Below are 19,445 nucleotides of genomic sequence, written 5' to 3' on the forward strand. Positions count from 1 at the left end.
AGACTGTAGGTGTATAGGAATTTCCTCTATGAAATAAATAGAATTCCCTGCAAGGAAACAACGGTTGGTAGCCCAAGCGAAAAAAGCTCAAGCATTTATATGCTTGAGCTTTTTTCGTTTTTTAAAATATGATTCTACACTTAGATCCCACAGTACATTCACCAGAATATCTTCAAATATTACGCCCCTTACAATTTCCATAGAACCAAAAAGAATTACCAATTTTTATACCAACTAAAATGGAATAGAAATATATAATTGTTTATTATTGTAAAATGATTGAACATTTAAGGTTCATATACCATATTATTGTTGGAAAAGATGTGTAATATCACTTGAAAAATCGTCTAAAATAGACGACAATGGTAAAAGAGAGTTGTATGCCCATGTTTTTCCGGAAATGAATTAGAAACTTTCCCAAAATATGATTGACAACTTTTAGGGATACAACTATACTTTTATGTGTAGTTGTTTATTTACTGCATTTCTATTGATTTGTAGTAGAGACATATTTTATGAACTTAGAGGAGGAAATTTTTCTATGGCTAACCAACCAAAGAAATACAAAAAATTCGTAGCAACAGCTGCTACAGCTACATTAGTAGCATCTGCAATCGTACCAGTTGCTTCTGCAGCAGGATTCACTGATATAGCAGACAGCACTCATAAAGAAGCGATTATCGCTCTTTCTGAAGCAGGTATCATCAATGGATATGCTGATGGCACATTCAAACCAAACCAAACTATTAACCGTGGTCAAGTAGTTAAATTATTAGGCCGTTGGTTAGAAACTGAAGGTTATGAAGCTCCAGCTGATTGGGCTACAAAACAATACTTCAACGATCTTCCATTAACAGCTGAAAAAGAACTATTAAAATATGCTGCACTTACTAAAGATGCAGGCGTATTTGCTGGTTCAAACGGCAACTTAAACTACACACAATCTATGCAACGTCAACAAATGGCAGTTGTTTTAGTGCGTGCTATCAACGAAATCTATGAAGTAGATCTAGTAAAAGAATACAAAGCTGAAAAATTCAAAAGCGAAATCTCTGACTTAGACAAAGCTTTCTCTGCTGAACAACGTGAAGCAATCACTGCTTTAGACTATGCTGAACTTACAGATGCAGCTAAACAAGCAAATAAAGCATTCAACCCAGCTAACTCAATTACTCGCGGTCAATTCGCTTCATTCTTAAACCGTACAATCAACCTTGATGTTGAAGTAGGTGTAGACGCTTCTGTTAAAGCTATCAACAGCACAACTGTTGAAGTAACATTTGAAGATACAGTTGATGTTGATAACGTAAAAGCTGAAAACTTCAAAATCGAAGGATTAGAAGTGAAAAGCGCAGCTGTTAAACAAACTAACAAAAAAGTTGTTGTTTTAACTACTGCAGCTCAAACTGCTGATAAAGAATACACTGTTTCTTACAAAGGTGAAGCAATCGGTAAATTCAAAGGTATCGCTTCTGTAATCCCAACATCTGTTAAAATGATTACACCATCTGTACAAGGTACAATTGGTAAAGAAGCAACAGTTAAAGCACAAGTTACTGTACCAGAAGGTCAATCTAAAGCTGGTATCCCTGTAACATTTAACATTGCTAACGATACTAACAACCAATTAAATCCAAAAATCGAAGTTGTTGCTTACACAAATGAAGAAGGTATTGCATCTTACTCTTACACTCGTTACTACAAATATAACGACCAAGTAACTGCTTACGCTTCTGAAAAATCTTCAGTATATGCTACTGGTAAAGTTTACTGGGCAGAAGGTTTAACTATTACTGAAGTAACAACAGGTAATGACTTAGCTAATGGTTCTAAGAAAGTTTACAAAATCAAAACTGATGCATACAACACTCAATATGTTGGTAACTCAACTACAGTTGATTACAAATATGTAAACGTAGCATTTGCAGAAAACGTTGATGTATCTCCTGATAAATTAGTTCGTGATGTGAAAGTTATCGATACTGGTGTTGTAGGTAACGCTGATTATCCATCTCAAGTAACTACTGGTGGCGTAAATGTTGTAAAAGTTAAAGTTAACAACGATGGTGAAGCAACATTCACTTTAACTGGTTCAAACGCTTCAGTTACTCCAGTTGTATTCGTAGATGATACTAAGGAAAAAAATGGTAAGTATACTACAACTGCATTACAAGCTTCTGCTCCAGCAGTTAAATTCTCACTTAACCATTCTTTAGGCTTAGGTGTTAAAGCTGAAGGCGTACAAAATGCAGCTGCAATTAACCTTAATAACCTAAACAACAAAGGTACTGGTGAAGGTGGTCGTGACTACACTGTTACAGTAACTGATAAAGATGGTAAAATTGCACCAGCTGGTACTAAAGCATACGTTACATTTGAAAAAGGTAACTACAGCACTGATAAAACTGTAACAATCGTAAGTGAAGACGGTAAGCGTAAAGCAACTGCTAATAAAGATACTTACTTTGAAATCGAAGTTAAAGGTACTAAAGGTGAAGCATCATTCACATTAATCGGTCAACGTGATGCATATGCTGCTCCAACAGTATTCCTTGAAAATGGTAAAGAACGTGGTTTAGATAAAGACGACCTACAAACTAAAGGCGAAACTACTTACTTCGTTGATGCGGTAATTGCAAACGCAACTTTAACAGTTAAAAACGCAGACGACAAAGAAGTAACAACTTTACCAACAACTCAAACTGCTAACTTCGAGTATCAATCAGTAGATCAAAACGGATTTGATTACTATGCAGGTACTGGAGTATACGAAGTAGCTTACCAAGTAACTGCTCAATTCGCTGATGTTACAGCTAATGGTACAACAGTTAAAGCTGGAACAACTGAAACTATTAAAGTTAACTCAGTAAATGGTAAAGCAACTCTTAAAGTTACATCTAATAATGTAGCATCAAATGTATCAGTTCAAGCTTCTGCTTCTCAAGTAAGCTTACCAAACAAAACTGCTACATTAGCATTCACAAAAGGTACTCAAGTACCAGATGTATACACTGGTGTTGTTTCTAAAATCAATACAGTTGACAACAAATTAACATTTGTTGGTTACGATGAAATCAAATATTCAACTACTAATCTAAAAAATGATCAAGGTGTTGTAATTTCTGAAGCTCGCTTCGAACAATTAGTATCTGACGCACTAGCTGCTAAGAGCACAGTAAAAGTTACTTCTGTTAAAAATACAGATGGTACTTATACTCTAGAAATTGAAAAAATTGAAGCACCTGTAGCTGGCGAAGGTAAAATTACAAATGCTGTACTTTCTGTAGATGGTACACAATTAACATTAACATTTGATAAAAACGTAGTAGCTTCTTCTGTTGAGAAGGATGACTTCACATTATCTGCAGGTACTGCTACAGTGGCATCAGTTAGTGGTTCTACAGTAGTATTAAATGTAAAAGATGTGGTTGCAGGTACTACAGTGGCTGTAAGTGCAGACAAAATTACATTTACTGATGGTACATCAAATTCTGCAATTGCACCATTTGCAATTACAGCTAACCCAGCAGCAAGTAAAATTTCTACTCTTACTACAACAAAAGTTAACCAAGCTGAAGTTACTAAAGTAGATGCTAAAGGTTCTGTAGTATTTGCTACTAAAACTGTTAATGCAGGTGTAGCTACTTCTGAAGCTAATCAAGCTGATTATAACGGAATTAAAATTGTATTCGAACAAGTTGCTGGTACTGCTGATGCAGTTGCATCATACAATAATGTTACAAAAACAATTACTGTAAAATTAAGTGAAATTCCAACAACTAATAATGATTTATCTACAATTAATGGAGTTGTTCAAGCAATTGCAACTTTTGGAACAATTGATTTCAGCAAAATTAGCTTAACTGGATCTGATTTCACATTTGCTGATGTTGCAACTCCTGCTACAATTGAAATTGCTGGCGGTGTTAATGCACGTACTGCACAAGCTGGTGAGTATACATTTACTATCGATACTAACTTAGTTGTAGGCGACAAAATTACTTTAAATGGTAAAACATATGTTGCTGGTACAGACGGCTTCGTAGTAGCTTCTACTAAAGAAGTAACAGCTGCTAATTTAGCTGCTAAGATTAAAGCTGCAGATACTCGTTTTGCTGATGCAGTTGCAGATGCAACAGGTAAAATTACTTTAACTGATAAAGAAATTAACAACGCAAAAGCACCTGAGTTAAAATGGAACTAATATAAATAAATCAAATTTAATTCAATTAGTTAAATCTAAATGAATATATTTGAAAATGGAAAAGGCTCTGTAGAGAGAAATCTCAACAGAGTCTTTTTTCGTTATAATTTAACTTATAATATAATCTTTAATTTTATTTTTTACCGAAATTGTTAGCGAATTCTTATTTATTAACTATTGAAAACAAGTAACTAAAAGGGATACTTGTTTAATTAAAATAATAAAAGCCTTCTTAGTTTCCAATTCCTTCCCATTGTTATCTTTTCTCTCGTCGTTATTTACTATATTTAAAATTTCATCACTATCAAACAAAATTAGTTTACAGATATATTCATCGCATTATTAGAATATTTTCATGAATAAGATTGGAATTTATTACGTGAGGCGACGTGATTATCTATGTGCTATATGCAAGGGATATTAGGAGAGAGTAAGAGCTGATGTATACACAGTTAGACTAACTAGGGTGCAAACAATGCCTATTTTTAAATCATGAAGAATAAAAATATAAAAGAAATTAACAAATGTTAGAATCCTGTACAGATAGCCCTGCTCACTATGTGAAAAATTAGATGAACAATAAACATGCTGTTTACTACTACTTCAGCAAATATTGAATGACCATTAAATGTAAAGGAATTATTCAATCACGATAGTGAAGTTGAATAGTCTGTACGGATAGATCATGAAGTAATATAAAATTAGTAATAAGAAATACATGAGTTCAATATAAACGAACCCCTACATTTTCATGAAAATCTTTATATGCAAATAAACATTATCTCTTGATATAAAAATAATAATAATTTACACACATCATACTATTAATAACAATAAATAGATAAATAATTAATAAGGTATTAACAATAATATGTTTACATATATATGTAGTGGGGAAATATGTTTTAACGCATATCGGGTATGATGACATCCCTGCATACGAAAATGATCTTATCTTTTGCATTTTAAAAAACTATCATTCTTAAAAATTGAAAGGAGAATTGACTAGATGTCAAAGAAGAATTGGAAGAAGCCTTTAAATACTTTTTTAGTAACAACTCTAGTCGCAAGTGTTGCCGCACCAATAGCACCTCTTTCTGTAAAAGCTGAAACAGTTGCAAAGGATTTAATCATTTCAGAGTATATTGAAGGGAGTTCTTTCAATAAAGCAATTGAAATATATAATGGTACAGGTGCCGTGGTTGATTTAAGTAATTATACTTTAGAGCTTCATACGAATGGAGAAGTTACCGCGAAAAATAAAGTGAGTCTGACAGGTACTCTAGAAAACGGAGCTACTTATGTTTTATATCATAAAGATGCAGCTCCCAACATTAAAGCAAAAGGAAATCTAGAAAACATAAACGTTATTAATTTTAATGGAAATGATCCAATCGTATTGAGGAAATCTGGTGAAATAGTCGATTCCATTGGACAAGTTGGTTCTTCAACAGATTTTGCTAAAGATGTAACTTTAGTAAGAAAGAGTTCAGTCTTGTCGGGTGATACAATTATTGATGATTCTTTTAACGCAGCATTGGAATGGAATTCATATCCGGTAGACGATTCATCCAATTTAGGCCAGCACGTGATGGATACCGATTCAGGTGAACCTGTTGATCCTGAAGCACCGACAGTTCTCTCAATTGGAGAGGCTCGGAATAAAGGGATAGGTGAAACGGTAACTATCAAAGGTAGAGTTGCAGCGGGCTTGAAAAATACGTTCTCTGTCCAAGATGAAACAGGTGGCATTGCCGTAAGACCGACTAGTCTAGCGATGTCTATCGGTGATGAAGTTATTTTAAAAGGTAAGTTAGTTGACTATCGTGGGTTGCTTCAATTAGATGGTGCTACAATCGTTAAAAAAGTTGAAAATGTCGGTGTACCTTCTCCAAAAGTAGTAACAGGTGCTCAAGTAAATGAAGATTGCGAATCACAGCTCGTAACCGTGAAAAATGTTACGCTTACTGATGTTCAGCAAGGGGCTGGATGGGCAAACTTTACGGCAAGTGACGGAACGAATTTCCTCGTGCGAGATGAAACAAATTCACTTGGCTTAATTGTTGGTACAAACTATGAATCTATCACTGGTATTGTTCAACAGTTCGATAAAGACTATCAAGTGATTCCGCGATCAAAAGCAGATATCGTAGTGGATAGTTCGGCATTAAAGCCTGCAAACGCATCTCCTGGAAGTGGAACGTTTGTTGGAAAAACAACAGTTACTTTAACAACACCGACAGCTGATGCAGAAATTTATTACACATTAGATGGCACACAGCCAACTGATAAAAGTCTTAAATATGAGATGCCAATTGAGATTAGAAAAAATACTACTTTAAAAACAATCGTTAAAGCGAAAGGTGGCACATTTAGCGATATAACTACATTTGATTATAGCATTACAGATCAATTACAAATTCATGATATTCAAGGTGCAGGGCATTCTTCTCCATTTGATGGTCAGACAGTTGAAGGAATTGAAGGAATCGTCACTTATTCATTTTCGTTAAATAATAATTGGTATTATACGATTCAAACACCAGATGAATTAGCTGATCATGATCCGAATACTTCTGAAGGAATATTTCTGTACAGTGGAAAGAAACCATGGCCAATAAAGGTAGGGGATTTAGTATCTGTTAAAGGTAAAGTAAGCGAATATGCTTACGATGGCTATGATGATAGGCAGCAAACAGATTTAAAAACAACACAAATTAATGTGCGTGACGATCAAGATGGAAAAGTAGAAGTCATTAAAAGTAGTGTAGCATTACCAAAAGCAATTGAAATTGATAAGTTAAAAATGTCTTTTAGTAAAATCGACAGCGATCAGCTTGAAATTTTTAACCCAACAATCGACGCTATTGACTTTTGGGAAAGTATCGAAGGCATGAGAGTAGAAGTTGGCAACGTGAAGGCGGTAGCACCACAGGAGCATGGAGATTTAGTAACAGTACTTGAGGATGAACCAACGAATACAATTCACGGTGGGGTATTGTATGAGAAGGAAAATGCAAATCCAAACAGAATCCAATTTAGATTAGAACCGAATGGAGCGGCACGTGATTTTGAGGTTGCTACGGGTGATAAATTTAAAGGGCCAATTACGGGAATTGTTGGCTATTCCTATCAAAACTTCAAAATCTATGCTTCTTTAGATGAGATGAAGGCAGCTTATGAAAAAGGAGATACATTACCAGAAACAACAAAGATAGAAAAGGCAGAAGATAAATTAACAATTGCCTCGTACAATTTGGAGAACTTCTCTAATAACAAAACTTCTACTACTGATGATAAAGCGAAAAAATTAGCAAGGGCAATTGGCATTGATATGGGCAGCCCTGATATTGTTGGTGTAACAGAGGTGCAGGATAATAACGGACCATCTCCTGGTGATTCAAAAGCGGATCAAAGTTATCAAAGATTAATTGACGCTATTAAAGGTGTAGGTGGTGTCGAGTATCAATATGTTAATATCGATCCAATTAACAATCAAGACGGTGGAGCACCAGATGCGAATATTCGAGTTGGCTTCCTTTATAACCCAGAGCGAGTGAAGCTGAAGGAAGGTATCCCAGCAGGAGATGCCACAACAGCCGTTGATTATAAAGATGGGAAATTAACATTGAACCCTGGTCGTATTGATCCAGCAAATGAAGCGTTTAAAAGTAGCCGCAAACCTTTAGCTACACAATTTGAATTCCAAGGTGAAGATGTCATTGTGATCGCAAATCATTGGAATTCAAAAACTGGAGATACTCCCTTATTTGGTGCGATTCAGCCTCCACAGTATGGGAGTGAAGTGCAACGTAAAAAAATCGCCAACATTGTTTATAATTTTGTTGGGGACATTAAATCGAAAAATCCAAATGCAAATATTGTTTCTTTAGGTGATTTCAATGATTATCAATTTGCGGATGCTCTTAAAATCCATGAAGGTCAATTGATGACAAATATGATTAATAAAGTGGATGCTTCAGATCGTTACACATATGTATTTCAAGGGAATTCACAAGTATTAGATCATATTTTAGTGTCAAACAATCTGGCAGAAAAAACGGATGTCGATATTCTTCATATTAATGCAGATTTTACGGACATGGCGGGTCGTGCAAGTGACCACGATCCTGTCATGGTTCAAATTGATGTTAATAAAGGTTCAACTGTTGAACCAATTCAGCCTGAAATAGTATATGACTATAAGAACTTCAAGAAGAACAAAGTGACAATAAATAAACCTAGTGTGGCAGTGCATTTAGATGCTCAATCTGTTATTCCAAAAGGTGTGTTCCTTAAAGGTGCCTATGCAGAGCTATATGGAGAAGGCTTTAAGACGACTGATGTTATCCTTAGTCCAGTTAAAGCAGGGATGATTATTGACTTAAAGGGAACTATCGTGAAAACAATCACTATTGAAGGTCCATATGTTAGTGAAATCAGAGGCGCTGAAAATATAGATATACAATCGATAATATATAAAAAGGGTGCAGCACCTGAGCAAATTAAATTTACTAATTCGAAAGGGGATCCCATTGTGGATCCTTCTTTGCGTTCTCCAGCCCCTTATCACGGTAAACTTTCTGTTCTTTTACAATGGCACAAGCAAGATACTGTAGATGAATATGAAAAACAAAGAAATGAAAGAATTTACGAAATCCAAGGCAATCGAAATCCGTTTATAGACCACCCTGAATGGGTAGAGAAGATTTGGTGATGGAGAGTTCTATTAATATGGTGATTTAAACTTGTGATATTATTTTCTTCCTTATTAATATTCCTGTAGAAGAGTGCTCAAAACGCCACTTCAAAGTTTAATTTGAAGTGGCGTTTGTTTATGCGAATTTTTATGAAGGAACTTTTCAGACAACAACTTGTAGATCACTCATTCGTTTCAACTCAGCCTCATGCTGGATTGAGCGGGCTGATAGTAGTTCAATAATGCGGTGCTGGCTTTCTTGAATAGCTACTAGTGGGTTTACTTTTTCGTTCGTTTCTAAAACAGCTTGTTTGATTTGTTGTTGCTCAAACGCTACTACTTCAAGACGATTTTCAACCGACTCAAGACGGCTTTCCACTGACTCAAGACAATTTTCAATTGAATCAAGATGTTGATTGATTTGCTTTAGTTCGCTTAAAACTTCCTCCATCGATTTCACCTCTCTTCTATTAAATGTATCTATTTTGTTAATCTATCTCTCTTTAATATAATTCCTCCCATTATAGCATAGAAAACTAGATTACAAGTATCACCATTGCATTCATCGACAAATTATGACAGACTTAAAAGAGATATAAAGATACTAGGAGAATGTTTAGTGATTAAAGAGTGGGATTTACTGCGTGTGGTAGCGTGTTTATCTATTTTACTATTGCACACTTCTTCGTGGATTATTATGGAGGTTGGGGCAATACCGGAGCAGACGTTTTATTTGTTTTTACGGATTGCGCTTTGTTATGCGACGCCGACGTTTATTTTGTTGTCTATTTTAATTTTGGCGAATCGTTATCAGGATAAAATACCGAGTAATTTTTGGTCGAATAGAATTCAATTTATTTTTCTACCTTATTTAATATGGGCGATGCTTGATTCAATACTTGTGGAGGTAATTTTCCGCAAGGGCTTATTATGGGATAAGTTTGTCCGTAATGTTGTTTATAGTGAGTTTGTAGGCTGGTTTGTTGTGGTCATTATGCAGCTATATGTAGTCTTTGTGTTGATGAAACGTTTTAAGTGGTCTATGGCTTGGTTTTTATCGTTATGTGTGCTGATTTCATTTATTCATCATTCAGTGATTGCATTGCCATATCCATTTTTTGAAGAGAATGTAATTATGTTTCGTGTACTCTTTACGGGCTGGCTTGGTTATTTTGCGATAGCATATGCGATGGGTGTGTATTATACGCAGATTGCTGCGCTTGCGAAAAAGTATCGTTATGCGACGATTGTGTTGTTCGTGTTATCTGCTGTCTTTTTATACGTACGTCTGCTGCTCGGTTATACAGAGACGCATTCGAGACGACTTGATTTAATACCGCTTGTCATTAGTATTGTTTTGATGGTAATTGCCTGGGGACAGTCAATACCTTCTACGAGAACAGTTCAATTGCTGAGCCGATATGCGTTTATGATCTATCTCATTCATTGGGAGGTTCTGCGTCTATCAACAGGATGGTTTGTGGACCATTTTAATAGTACGCTAGTCCGAGTGCCATTGCTCATGCTGTGGACGATAGTCGTTTGTATTACGGTGACGAAGTTGATTTCTATGCTTCCATTTAGTCAGTGGGTAGTTGGGAGAGTAAAAAAGCGTGCCACATAGGAAAAGCAGTGATTTCTTTAATGATAGAAATCACTGCTTTTTTGTGTTGCCGGTAATATAGTGAATTGCGCCGCTAAAGATTGAAGTATCTCCGCTAGCAAAGCAAACTCCGCCTCTAGAAGTCAATATATGCACCATCGCTACTCTGGCATCAATTTTAAATTGCGGTCATTGTAAGCGAGCACGACGTAGTCAGGGTGCATGCTTTGTAAATAAGGAATAATATCTTTATCCAAGTATCGTAAGTCTAAAATCGTCAGCTCTTTAAAGTGACTTGCTACATGAAATTGAATAGTGTTAAAGTATGAATCTTTAATAACGACGATATGTTTATCAATGTCATAATGTTTGTTGACGATTGTGAGTTCTGCAAAGTCTCGGCTATAAGCATCAGCATAGTTGACGACTGCATCAGGACTCATTTTTTTGGCACGGCCGTATACTGCGTCGTACGGAGCCGTGACTCCATCCTCAATTGTACCGTCGTAAATTGTAAATTGTGTTGCGAAAGAAGCAGGCTCGTTGTAACAAATCTGATCGTGGTTATTGACGGTCATATACAAAATTTTATTCCAGGAGCCAGCAAACTTATTCTTTAAGCAATAAGTATTAGCTTCCTCGTATGGAATTGGCTTAATGGATTCGCCGAGTCGTTCGCTCATTGTTTTCATTAGCGCCTGATAGCCTGAGTATGCACCGCGTATTGTCCAGTGATGATCGGTTTTGAAGAAGTTACGTTCAGCAGAAAAGTCGTTCTTCATTTCATCATAGAGACGAATATTGTCTACGCCTGCAGCAGTAACAAGCTCATGTAGGCGCACATTATTGGCAATTCCAGCGTCATCAGGCATATAGCTTGGGCTTGGCTCACGTGAGTAAGTCGCCTTTGCTGGTAGCGAGTAAAACGTAAATGGAATATTTTTTTCAGCTAGCCCTTCGCTTAGCTTTTGTAAATCAGAGGCGAAGGAAGCGAGCTCTTTATCAGATTTTGCTTCAGCGGGCTTGGAAATAATCCAACCGCTTTTATCATCAACTGCGTACTTATCGTTTAAGTAGGTTTTCCCCATTGCACGTTGGAAGTAAACATAGTTGCGCATCCAAGTATCACGTGCAGGAAATTGATCGGAAATATATGTTTCTACTTGCTTCGACCATGCCCCTGAAAAAATCTCATGTAGGCTTGGTGAAAGGTTTGCAGATTCTAACGGACGGTTCTCCATTTCAGATTGTGGACGATCCACCGTTAATACATGCACGACGAAGCCACCGAAAATGATGCAAAAAAAGGTTATTGGTAATAGATATATTTGTATTTTTGGCATGTTGTCCCACCTAGAATCTAAAGTAAATGAATGGATTATGTGTTGCGTTCACTAAAAACATTGTAATAAAGAGCAACAATGCCCCATAGTAAATTGTTTGTACAAGGCGTAGACTCCAATCAAATGATAGGGAAGTCGTCGCTTTTTGCTCGCTCCACGTTTGATAAAGTCTATAAATTGGCATAGCGAATATGATCGCGACTACAAAATACACGGCATAGTCCTTTACAAGCAAAATCGTTTCATAATTATATAGTGCCGCATCGGATAGCCCAAACAGCGTCTTGATAAATCCAAAGGCATATGTAAAGTCATTCGCTCTAAAGAATACCCAACCAATCATAACGATAATAAGAATATAAATATGGCGTAAGAAACGAGGTATGCGTTCCAACCATTTTAAAAGCACCCATTTTTCAAGGCAAATTAATATTCCGTAATAAAAACCCCATGCCATAAATGTCCAGCTCGCCCCGTGCCAAAAGCCCGTTAACGTCCAAACAATTAATAAGTTTCGATAAAGTTTCCATTCATGGCTAACACGGCTACCTCCAAGTGGGAAGTAGACATAATCTCTAAACCAACTGCTAAGCGAAATATGCCAACGACGCCAGAAGTCTGTTACGGACTGTGCAATGTACGGATAATTAAAGTTCTCTTCAAAATGGAAGCCGAAAATTCGTGCTAAACCAATGGCCATATCACTATAGCCAGAGAAGTCAAAATAGATTTGTAACGCGTAAGCTAAGATCCCTATCCAAGCTGTACCTGTTGTTAAATCTCCACCTGATATGCTGAAAACCTGGTCGGCGACTTCGCCCATCGGATTCGCAATCAGTACTTTTTTAGCTAAGCCCTGTACAAAGCGACGAGTACCAATCATCCAATCCTCAGCTGTAGAAAGACGCTTTTTAATTTGTTCGGCTACCGTTTGATAACGAACGATCGGTCCGGCCACAAGCTGTGGAAACAGTGTAATGAAAAGTGATAAATCTAAAAAATTGCGCTGCGCCTTTACGTCCTTTCGATAAACATCGATAACATAGCTAAGTGCTTGGAACGTGTAGAATGAAATACCGATCGGAAGCGGTACAGCCTCCCATTCAATTGGCTTGTCCAAGTAGTTATTAATAATGTCCACAAAAAAGCCGGCATATTTGTAATAGCCTAAGATGGCCAAGTTACTCGCAACAACAAGCCAAAGTAGCGCTTTTCGTTTGGACTGCGAAACTGTATTTTCAATGACGATCCCCAAAATATAGTTGAGCAAAATGGAAATCATCATTAATAGTACATACTTCGGTTCACCCCATGCATAAAAGAACAAGCTGGCCAAAAGTAGAATTGTGTTGCGTAACATCTTCGGAGAGATGAAATACACAATGAGCACTAATGGTAAAAAGACATATAAAAATATAAGGCTACTAAAAACCATTCCTTCAAATCCTCATCTCTAATAATTGTTTTATCCATTATTGTATTACGAAAGATCGCTGATAAAAAGCCAATAATCGCTGATAACCACGAGAAAATCGCTGATAAAAAGCCAATAATCGCCGATAACCCCACGAGATCGCTGATAAAAAGCCAATATCGTTTGTAAAATACCAAATATCGATGATCGCATCACTATAATTGCTGATTAAAAAGTGCCAATCACCATAAAATTTCTGAACGAAAAATTGCTTATGAAATCTTCCAAATAACTGATAATCTACAAAACTTATGGAAAATTTTAATATAATCAAGGAAATAGAAGAATAAATTACCTACCTTATTGTAACGTAAATTCACGAATTGTTCACTAATGGTTTTTAATCAATTATTGTTTAAAAGTCGAATTTTGTTGAATTTTGGATGGTAAAAATGACATGGGTAAGATGGTATATTTTCCTTGTGGCAGTAAGGTTTGTCTGTTAATTTTCAGGATGGTAGCAACAACAACATTTGCACAAAATATGGTTAAAAACCCTTTAGAATTAAGGTGTTACCACATTTTTCATTCCAGGTATTTCATTTTGAAATTTACCATCTCGTACTCTTATAATGAAGTCGTAGTACAAATATTGGCTAATTTATCTAGGAGGTAATTTCATATGAAACAAAAATATAGTAAATGGGTTGTAGGCGCAGCTTCAGCAGCCCTAGTAGCATCAGCAATCGTACCAGCAGCAAGCGCAGCAAGCTTTTCTGATATTGAAAACTCTGACCACAAGGACGCTATCTTAGCATTAGCAGACGCTAAAATCGTAGCAGGTTACCCAGATGGCACATTCAAACCGAATGCTGTTGTTACACGCGGTAATGTAACAAAGTTCTTAGGGAAATGGTTAGTGTCAGAAAATTACGAAATTCCTGCAGACTATGCAACAGAAGCTCGTTTCTCTGATTTACCAACAACAACACCTGACAAAGAGTTATTACAATATGCAGCACTTGTTAAAGATGCTGGCGTATTCAAAGGCTCAAATAACCAATTAATGCACACTAATAACATGAGCCGTGAGCAAATGGCAGTTGTTTTAGTACGTGCTATCAAAACTGTTTATAACGTAGATTTAGTAGCTGAATACAAAGATGCTGACTTCCAATCGGTTATCACTGATTTAGACAAAGCTACAGCTACAGAAAATCGTGAAGCAATCATCGCATTAGAATATGCTGAAATTACAAACGTTAAAAATGTACAACAGTTCAATCCTAAAAACTCATTAACACGTGGTCAATTTGCATCATTCTTAAGTCGTGCGATTGATAACGTTGGAGAAGCACCTTTAACTGTTAAAGAAGTTAAAGTTGTAGATGCAACAACATTAGAAGTAACACTTTCTGATGACAAAACACACACGGTAACATTACCAACTCCACTTCCAGAAAACAAAGAAACTAAAGTAGAGTTTGAAATCGATGGAAAAACTTATTCTGCTGAAGTTACATATAAAGTAGCTGAAGCTAAATTAGAATCAGTAAAAGCTATTAACGCTAAAACAATCGAAGTTAAATTCAATAAAGCTATAGAAGATACTTCTAAAGCTGCAGTTGAATTATTACGCGGTACTTTCAAACAAAACGTAACTCTTACTTGGTCTGAAGACAAAAAATCAGTTCAATTAGTAGGTGCTACAAACTTCCAAGCAGCTGACTACACTGTAAACGTATCTGGTTTAACTGAAAAAGTATTAACTAGCGATGTTAAAATTGAAGCTCAAAAAGTAACTTCAATTGAAATCTTAGACGAAGTAGCTGTAGTTGACAAAGCCGTTAAAACTGACGGTACTTTCGAAGCTGGTACTACTGCAACTGTTGGTTATGTAGTTAAAGATCAATATGGTACAGATATTACAAAAACAACTTCTTTAAAAACAAATGATAATGCTAACACAACTGTAGTTGCTGATTCAGCTAAAGGTGTAGTTAAATTATCAGGTGCTGTTGTTGACGGCAAAAAAATCGGTGATTTAGTACCAGTAGTATTATTTGATGCTGCTACAGGTACATCAGTTTCTAAAACTGTAAAATTATCTGCTGAATCTACAGTTTCTTCTATTGAAGTAGCTGGTGTTTATAACGCTAAAGGTGAAGAAGTAGCTTTAAATGATTCTTCTAAAGCTTCTGATGCATATATCGTATTAAATCTTAAAGATCAATATGGTAAAGAAATTACAGACGCTGCTAAAGCAACAGGTTTAGTTATTACAAACACAAACACTACAAACTTAGAAATCGCTAATACTGTTTCAAAAGTTAAAATTGGCGATAAAGATAAATTAGTAGTTGCATTATCATCTATCAAAAAAGCTGGTGATACTGATGTATTATTAATTTCAACAACTAACGGTCAAACAGCTAAATATACTGTTAAAGTTGCAGAAACTTCTACAACTAATGCAATCTCTGTTTCTCAACCAGAAATCGCTGTTGCTGAAGAATCTACATTAATCCCATTAACAGTTACTGATAAAGAAGGCAATGTAATCACTAACAAAAAAGTGTTAGCTGATGCTAACAAAGGTATTAAAGTTGGCGGTACTACAGTTGCTGAATCAGCTCTTGAAGTAAAAGATGGCCAAGTATACTACAAAACAACATTTGGAGCAGCTGGAACACAAGCATTAGTATTCCAAACTTCAACTTACAAAGTTGCTACTATTACTGTAGATGTAAAAGCAAAAGCAGTACCAACTGTTGTTCGTGGACTTAAAAAACCTTTAGTAATTTCAACTGCTAAATCTCCAGTTACAATTACAGCAAAAGACCACTTAATCATTGAAGACCAATACGGTCGTGAAATGAAAAACTCTGCTGAACCTGTAACAGTAACATTAGTTGGAACTTCAGATGTAGTATCAGTAAATGCAAATCAAGTAACTGCTCTTAAAAACGGTACTGCAACATTAAATGTGGCACTTGTAACTCCAAATGGCACAATTGATTCTGCTGTAGAAGTAAAAGTACAAGTAACTGATGGTACAGAATACAACGGTTATGAAATTGCTGAAATTGGTAAAACAAAAGCAGGAGCAGAAAAAGATATTACAGTTAACGGTTTACTAAACGGTGGTAAAGTAGCACTTGCTGACAGCGAATATACTGCGACAGTACAAGGTGGTAAAATTACTTCACCAACAGCTGTAACTGCAGGTAAAGTAAATATTGCTGACACAGCTTTAAACACAGATTCAGCTACACCAGCTAACAAAGTAGATACAGAGTTCACATTAAAAGTAACAATTAATGCTACTGGTGAAATCTTAGAACAAAAATTCGTTGTTTCAGCTGACGCTGAAAAAACGCAAGATTTCTTCTTTACAGCATCAGAAACAACAGCTGATTACCACCTAGCTAAAGCTATTACAGAAGCTACATTAGTTTCTGGTTCAACTGTAGCAAACTTAAAATCTACAGGTGATGCACCTGCAGTAGTAAACGTTGCAACTGTTGACCAATACGGTAACAAAGCAATCACAGCACTTGTTGCAGATACAGTTACAATCGTACCTGAAAAAGTAACAGATGTTAAAATTACTGGTAACGGTACTGCTGCTGCAACAGCTTCATTAAATACAGGTGTTAAAGAAGCTAAAGTAACTTTAAAAGTTAAAGTAGGTAACGCAACTAAAGAATTAAAAGTAACTATTGTTACTGCACCTTAATAAATAGCGTTACGCTATAAACTAGTTTACTAGTAACTTAGCCTTGTGATTAGATGAAACTTTTTGTTTCATTATGGTCACAAGGCTTTTTGATGGAGAGAAATCTCCGTAATTTTTTGTATATGTAATAAAGTTATAGCCCTAACATTTAATACAGATGGTAGGGCTATTTCTATTTGTAGTAAAACATGGAGAAAAGCTCAACAACACATTCTAGAATACATAACAATAATCACAGTTACATACAAAGCAGGCGCTTCTAAAACAATTGCGAATGTAACATTCAAGCTTATAAAAGAGGATAACACTGCAATCGAAGCAAGCTCTTACTCTAAATAATTCTCAGTTGTAAAAGATCCCACTTCTTATAAAGTAGAAGATATCAAACCTATCTTTGTAACTGAAAAAGTAATCCGCTGGGAAGAGCCGGGGTGAAGGATAGAAAGGCGAAGGTAGCGGAAAGAAAGGCCAGCGCGGATAGAATAGCAGAAATAACAGATATAACCTCGAACCGATGAACTTAGTAGACAGCAGCTAAAGGTATTAGATGAGACTTCATAGAATGCCTCGCCCCAACATTTGATATAGAACTAGAAAAATAAGATTTTTTATAGTAGAAGATTATGAAATATTTAGATTTCCTTAAACGTATTATAATAGTATGATAGACAAAATATGTTAAGGGGTTGAGCTGGTGAGAAAGCATACTTTATTTCAGGGGGCATTAGTTGCTGCTCTAGCGACAAGTGCTATTGTAGTAGTACCGACTGCGCAGGCAACAGATAAATTTTCTGATGTTGATTACACGAAGGAATACGGTGTAGCGGTAAAGAATTTAGCTGAACGCGGAATTATTAAAGGTTATGCAGATGGTACGTTTAAGCCATTCGCTGATGTGACGCGTGGACAGGCATCGAAGATTTTAGCAGGTCTTTTAGGGTTGGATACTAAAAATGTACGGGACCCACAATTTACTGATGTAAAGCCCAGCGATGAATATTATGGGGCAATTGCAGCCTTAGAAAACGAAGGGATTATCTCAGAGTTTGCAGATGGGAGCTTCGGTGTCAATCAAGCGATTACACGTGAACAATTAGCGCGAATGCTAACAACGGCATATCATTTAGAATCTATTGAAGTTGGTCAGACATTACCATTTAAGGATATTGAAAAATATTCGGATGCTTATTACGCAGTTGCTCCATTGTTTGAAAATAATATAACGAAGGGGATTACACCAACTACTTTTGGTTTAAAAGAGACTGTCAATCGTTCGCAGCTTGCGTTATTTATTCAACGTATTGAAGCTATGCAGGCTAAACGAGTTATTCAAACGTTTATTGCACAAGAGCTTACTTCAACTAATATTGATGCTTATTCTACTGACAATCTAGCACCAGATGGAGAGCATGAATTCTTCCGCTTTCTTCGAACAAATAACGATGTGAAGGTGGAGGCGTTAAGAGAGGGATCGGGCTATTTCATGCTTGTTGGCTACAATATCGATAATGAGGGAAATTATGAAATAGTCGACATGCAAAAATATAAAATTGATGTAACAAAAGTAGATGGAAAATTACAAATTAACTGTCAGCCAACAGATGAAGTGACACCAGGATCAGCGCTGTTTTTAGAGCAAGATTTAGGCTTTAATCCGAAAAATATTCAGCTAACTACAGCTGATGGACATGCTGTTAGTGATAAAGTTTTCAACTATAAGCCATATAAATTTGATGGTTGGGCGGAAGAAACGATTCCTAAGGGCGGTAACTATGAGCTAATGTTATCACAAGCAGGTGACTATATTGCGACTCTATCTGATAATAAAGGGCATTCGGTACGAGTAGGCATCCGTGCAAAATCTGATGCCTATGAATTGTATACAACAGCAGCAATTGAAAAAAGCAGTGCGTTCATTCCAAAAAGTGAAATTGGCTTTAATGTGAAAGATTTCAAAATTGAGCAATACACAGGTGCAATGCATGATCATAAAATAGTTGATGTCGAGCTTTCAGCAGATGGCGTCACTGTAAAAAGAGTCGGAAAGGGTAATGCTATGTTTTCTGTCCGTCTAAATGGAGAAAATGGTGAGAAACTATATGTACATGGCATGATCCACGATGTAAGTGGTATAACAGCAATGAATTATGAAATAGTGACTCAAGAACAAATGGAGAATTCATCATTTAATTAAGAAACCGATAGAACAGAGAACATCACCGGTAAACATCGAAGAATCGCTGATAAACCCAGGTAAATCGCTGGTAAACATCGAAGAATCGCTGATAAAACCAGATAAATCGCTGATAAACATCAAAAAATCGCTAACATCACAAAAACCTCCCCAATGAAGTGACCCCTAAAAGTTAGACACGGTTATTTCATTAGGCAGCTCGGGTAAAATGAGTTCGGTATTGCACCGGACTCATTTTTAATTTTGCCT

8 protein-coding genes are annotated in these 19,445 nt (G+C 36.2%); 5 read left to right on the plus strand and 3 right to left on the minus strand.

The window, feature by feature from the left end; all coding sequences use genetic code 11:
- The first annotated feature begins 541 nt into the window (after positions 1-541).
- Both ACIQLB_RS12350 and ACIQLB_RS12355 read left to right on the plus strand, forming a co-directional pair.
- Complete coding sequence (locus tag ACIQLB_RS12350) at positions 542-4,204, plus strand: S-layer homology domain-containing protein (RefSeq protein ID WP_400725827.1); 3,663 nt, start codon at positions 542-544, stop codon at positions 4,202-4,204.
- Positions 4,205-5,213: 1,009 nt separating this feature from the next.
- Positions 5,214-8,921, plus strand: a complete 3,708-nt coding sequence (locus tag ACIQLB_RS12355) for a chitobiase/beta-hexosaminidase C-terminal domain-containing protein (protein WP_400725829.1) — start codon at positions 5,214-5,216, stop codon at positions 8,919-8,921.
- 145 nt (positions 8,922-9,066) lie between these two features.
- Here ACIQLB_RS12355 and ACIQLB_RS12360 read toward each other — a convergent pair whose 3' ends face one another.
- Positions 9,067-9,354, minus strand: coding sequence for a hypothetical protein (locus ACIQLB_RS12360; protein ID WP_400725832.1), 288 nt, complete (start codon positions 9,352-9,354; stop codon positions 9,067-9,069).
- A 168-nt stretch (positions 9,355-9,522) separates the two neighbouring features.
- Here ACIQLB_RS12360 and ACIQLB_RS12365 point away from each other — a divergent pair, with 168 nt between their 5' ends.
- Complete coding sequence (locus ACIQLB_RS12365; protein WP_400725835.1) at positions 9,523-10,527, plus strand: acyltransferase family protein; 1,005 nt, start codon at positions 9,523-9,525, stop codon at positions 10,525-10,527.
- A gap of 140 nt (positions 10,528-10,667) precedes the next feature.
- On the opposite strand, the gene ACIQLB_RS12370 is transcribed toward ACIQLB_RS12365, so the two are convergent.
- On the minus strand, positions 10,668-11,849 hold the full coding sequence (locus tag ACIQLB_RS12370; RefSeq protein WP_400725838.1) for an alginate O-acetyltransferase AlgX-related protein: 1,182 nt from the start codon (positions 11,847-11,849) through the stop codon (positions 10,668-10,670).
- Between the two features lie 10 nt (positions 11,850-11,859).
- Positions 11,860-13,284 carry an MBOAT family O-acyltransferase gene (locus ACIQLB_RS12375; RefSeq protein ID WP_400725841.1) on the minus strand — a complete coding sequence of 475 codons (1,425 nt, stop codon included), beginning with the start codon at positions 13,282-13,284 and terminating at the stop codon, positions 11,860-11,862.
- A gap of 661 nt (positions 13,285-13,945) precedes the next feature.
- On the opposite strand from ACIQLB_RS12375, the gene ACIQLB_RS12380 reads away from it, so the two are divergent.
- Together ACIQLB_RS12380 and ACIQLB_RS12385 are read left to right on the plus strand one after the other, a co-directional pair.
- Positions 13,946-17,002 carry an S-layer homology domain-containing protein gene (locus ACIQLB_RS12380; RefSeq protein ID WP_400725844.1) on the plus strand — a complete coding sequence of 1,019 codons (3,057 nt, stop codon included), beginning with the start codon at positions 13,946-13,948 and terminating at the stop codon, positions 17,000-17,002.
- Between the two features lie 694 nt (positions 17,003-17,696).
- Positions 17,697-19,196: an S-layer homology domain-containing protein gene (locus tag ACIQLB_RS12385; RefSeq protein ID WP_400725847.1), complete on the plus strand. Its 1,500-nt coding sequence runs from the start codon at positions 17,697-17,699 to the stop codon at positions 19,194-19,196.
- Positions 19,197-19,445: the final 249 nt, after the last annotated feature.

The sequence above is a fragment of the Lysinibacillus sp. NPDC092081 genome, assembly GCF_044755845.1.
Lineage (GTDB): Bacteria > Bacillota > Bacilli > Bacillales_A > Planococcaceae > Lysinibacillus.

Excerpts from the sequence above, each read along its gene's own strand:
- ACIQLB_RS12350 (WP_400725827.1), top strand. The coding sequence starts at position 542 with ATGGCTAACCAACCAAAGAAATACAAAAAATTCGTAGCAACAGCTGCT.
- ACIQLB_RS12355 (WP_400725829.1), top strand. The coding sequence starts at position 5,214 with ATGTCAAAGAAGAATTGGAAGAAGCCTTTAAATACTTTTTTAGTAACA.
- ACIQLB_RS12360 (WP_400725832.1), bottom strand. The coding sequence starts at position 9,354 with ATGGAGGAAGTTTTAAGCGAACTAAAGCAAATCAATCAACATCTTGAT.
- ACIQLB_RS12370 (WP_400725838.1), bottom strand. The coding sequence starts at position 11,849 with ATGCCAAAAATACAAATATATCTATTACCAATAACCTTTTTTTGCATC.
- ACIQLB_RS12375 (WP_400725841.1), bottom strand. The coding sequence starts at position 13,284 with ATGGTTTTTAGTAGCCTTATATTTTTATATGTCTTTTTACCATTAGTG.
- ACIQLB_RS12380 (WP_400725844.1), top strand. The coding sequence starts at position 13,946 with ATGAAACAAAAATATAGTAAATGGGTTGTAGGCGCAGCTTCAGCAGCC.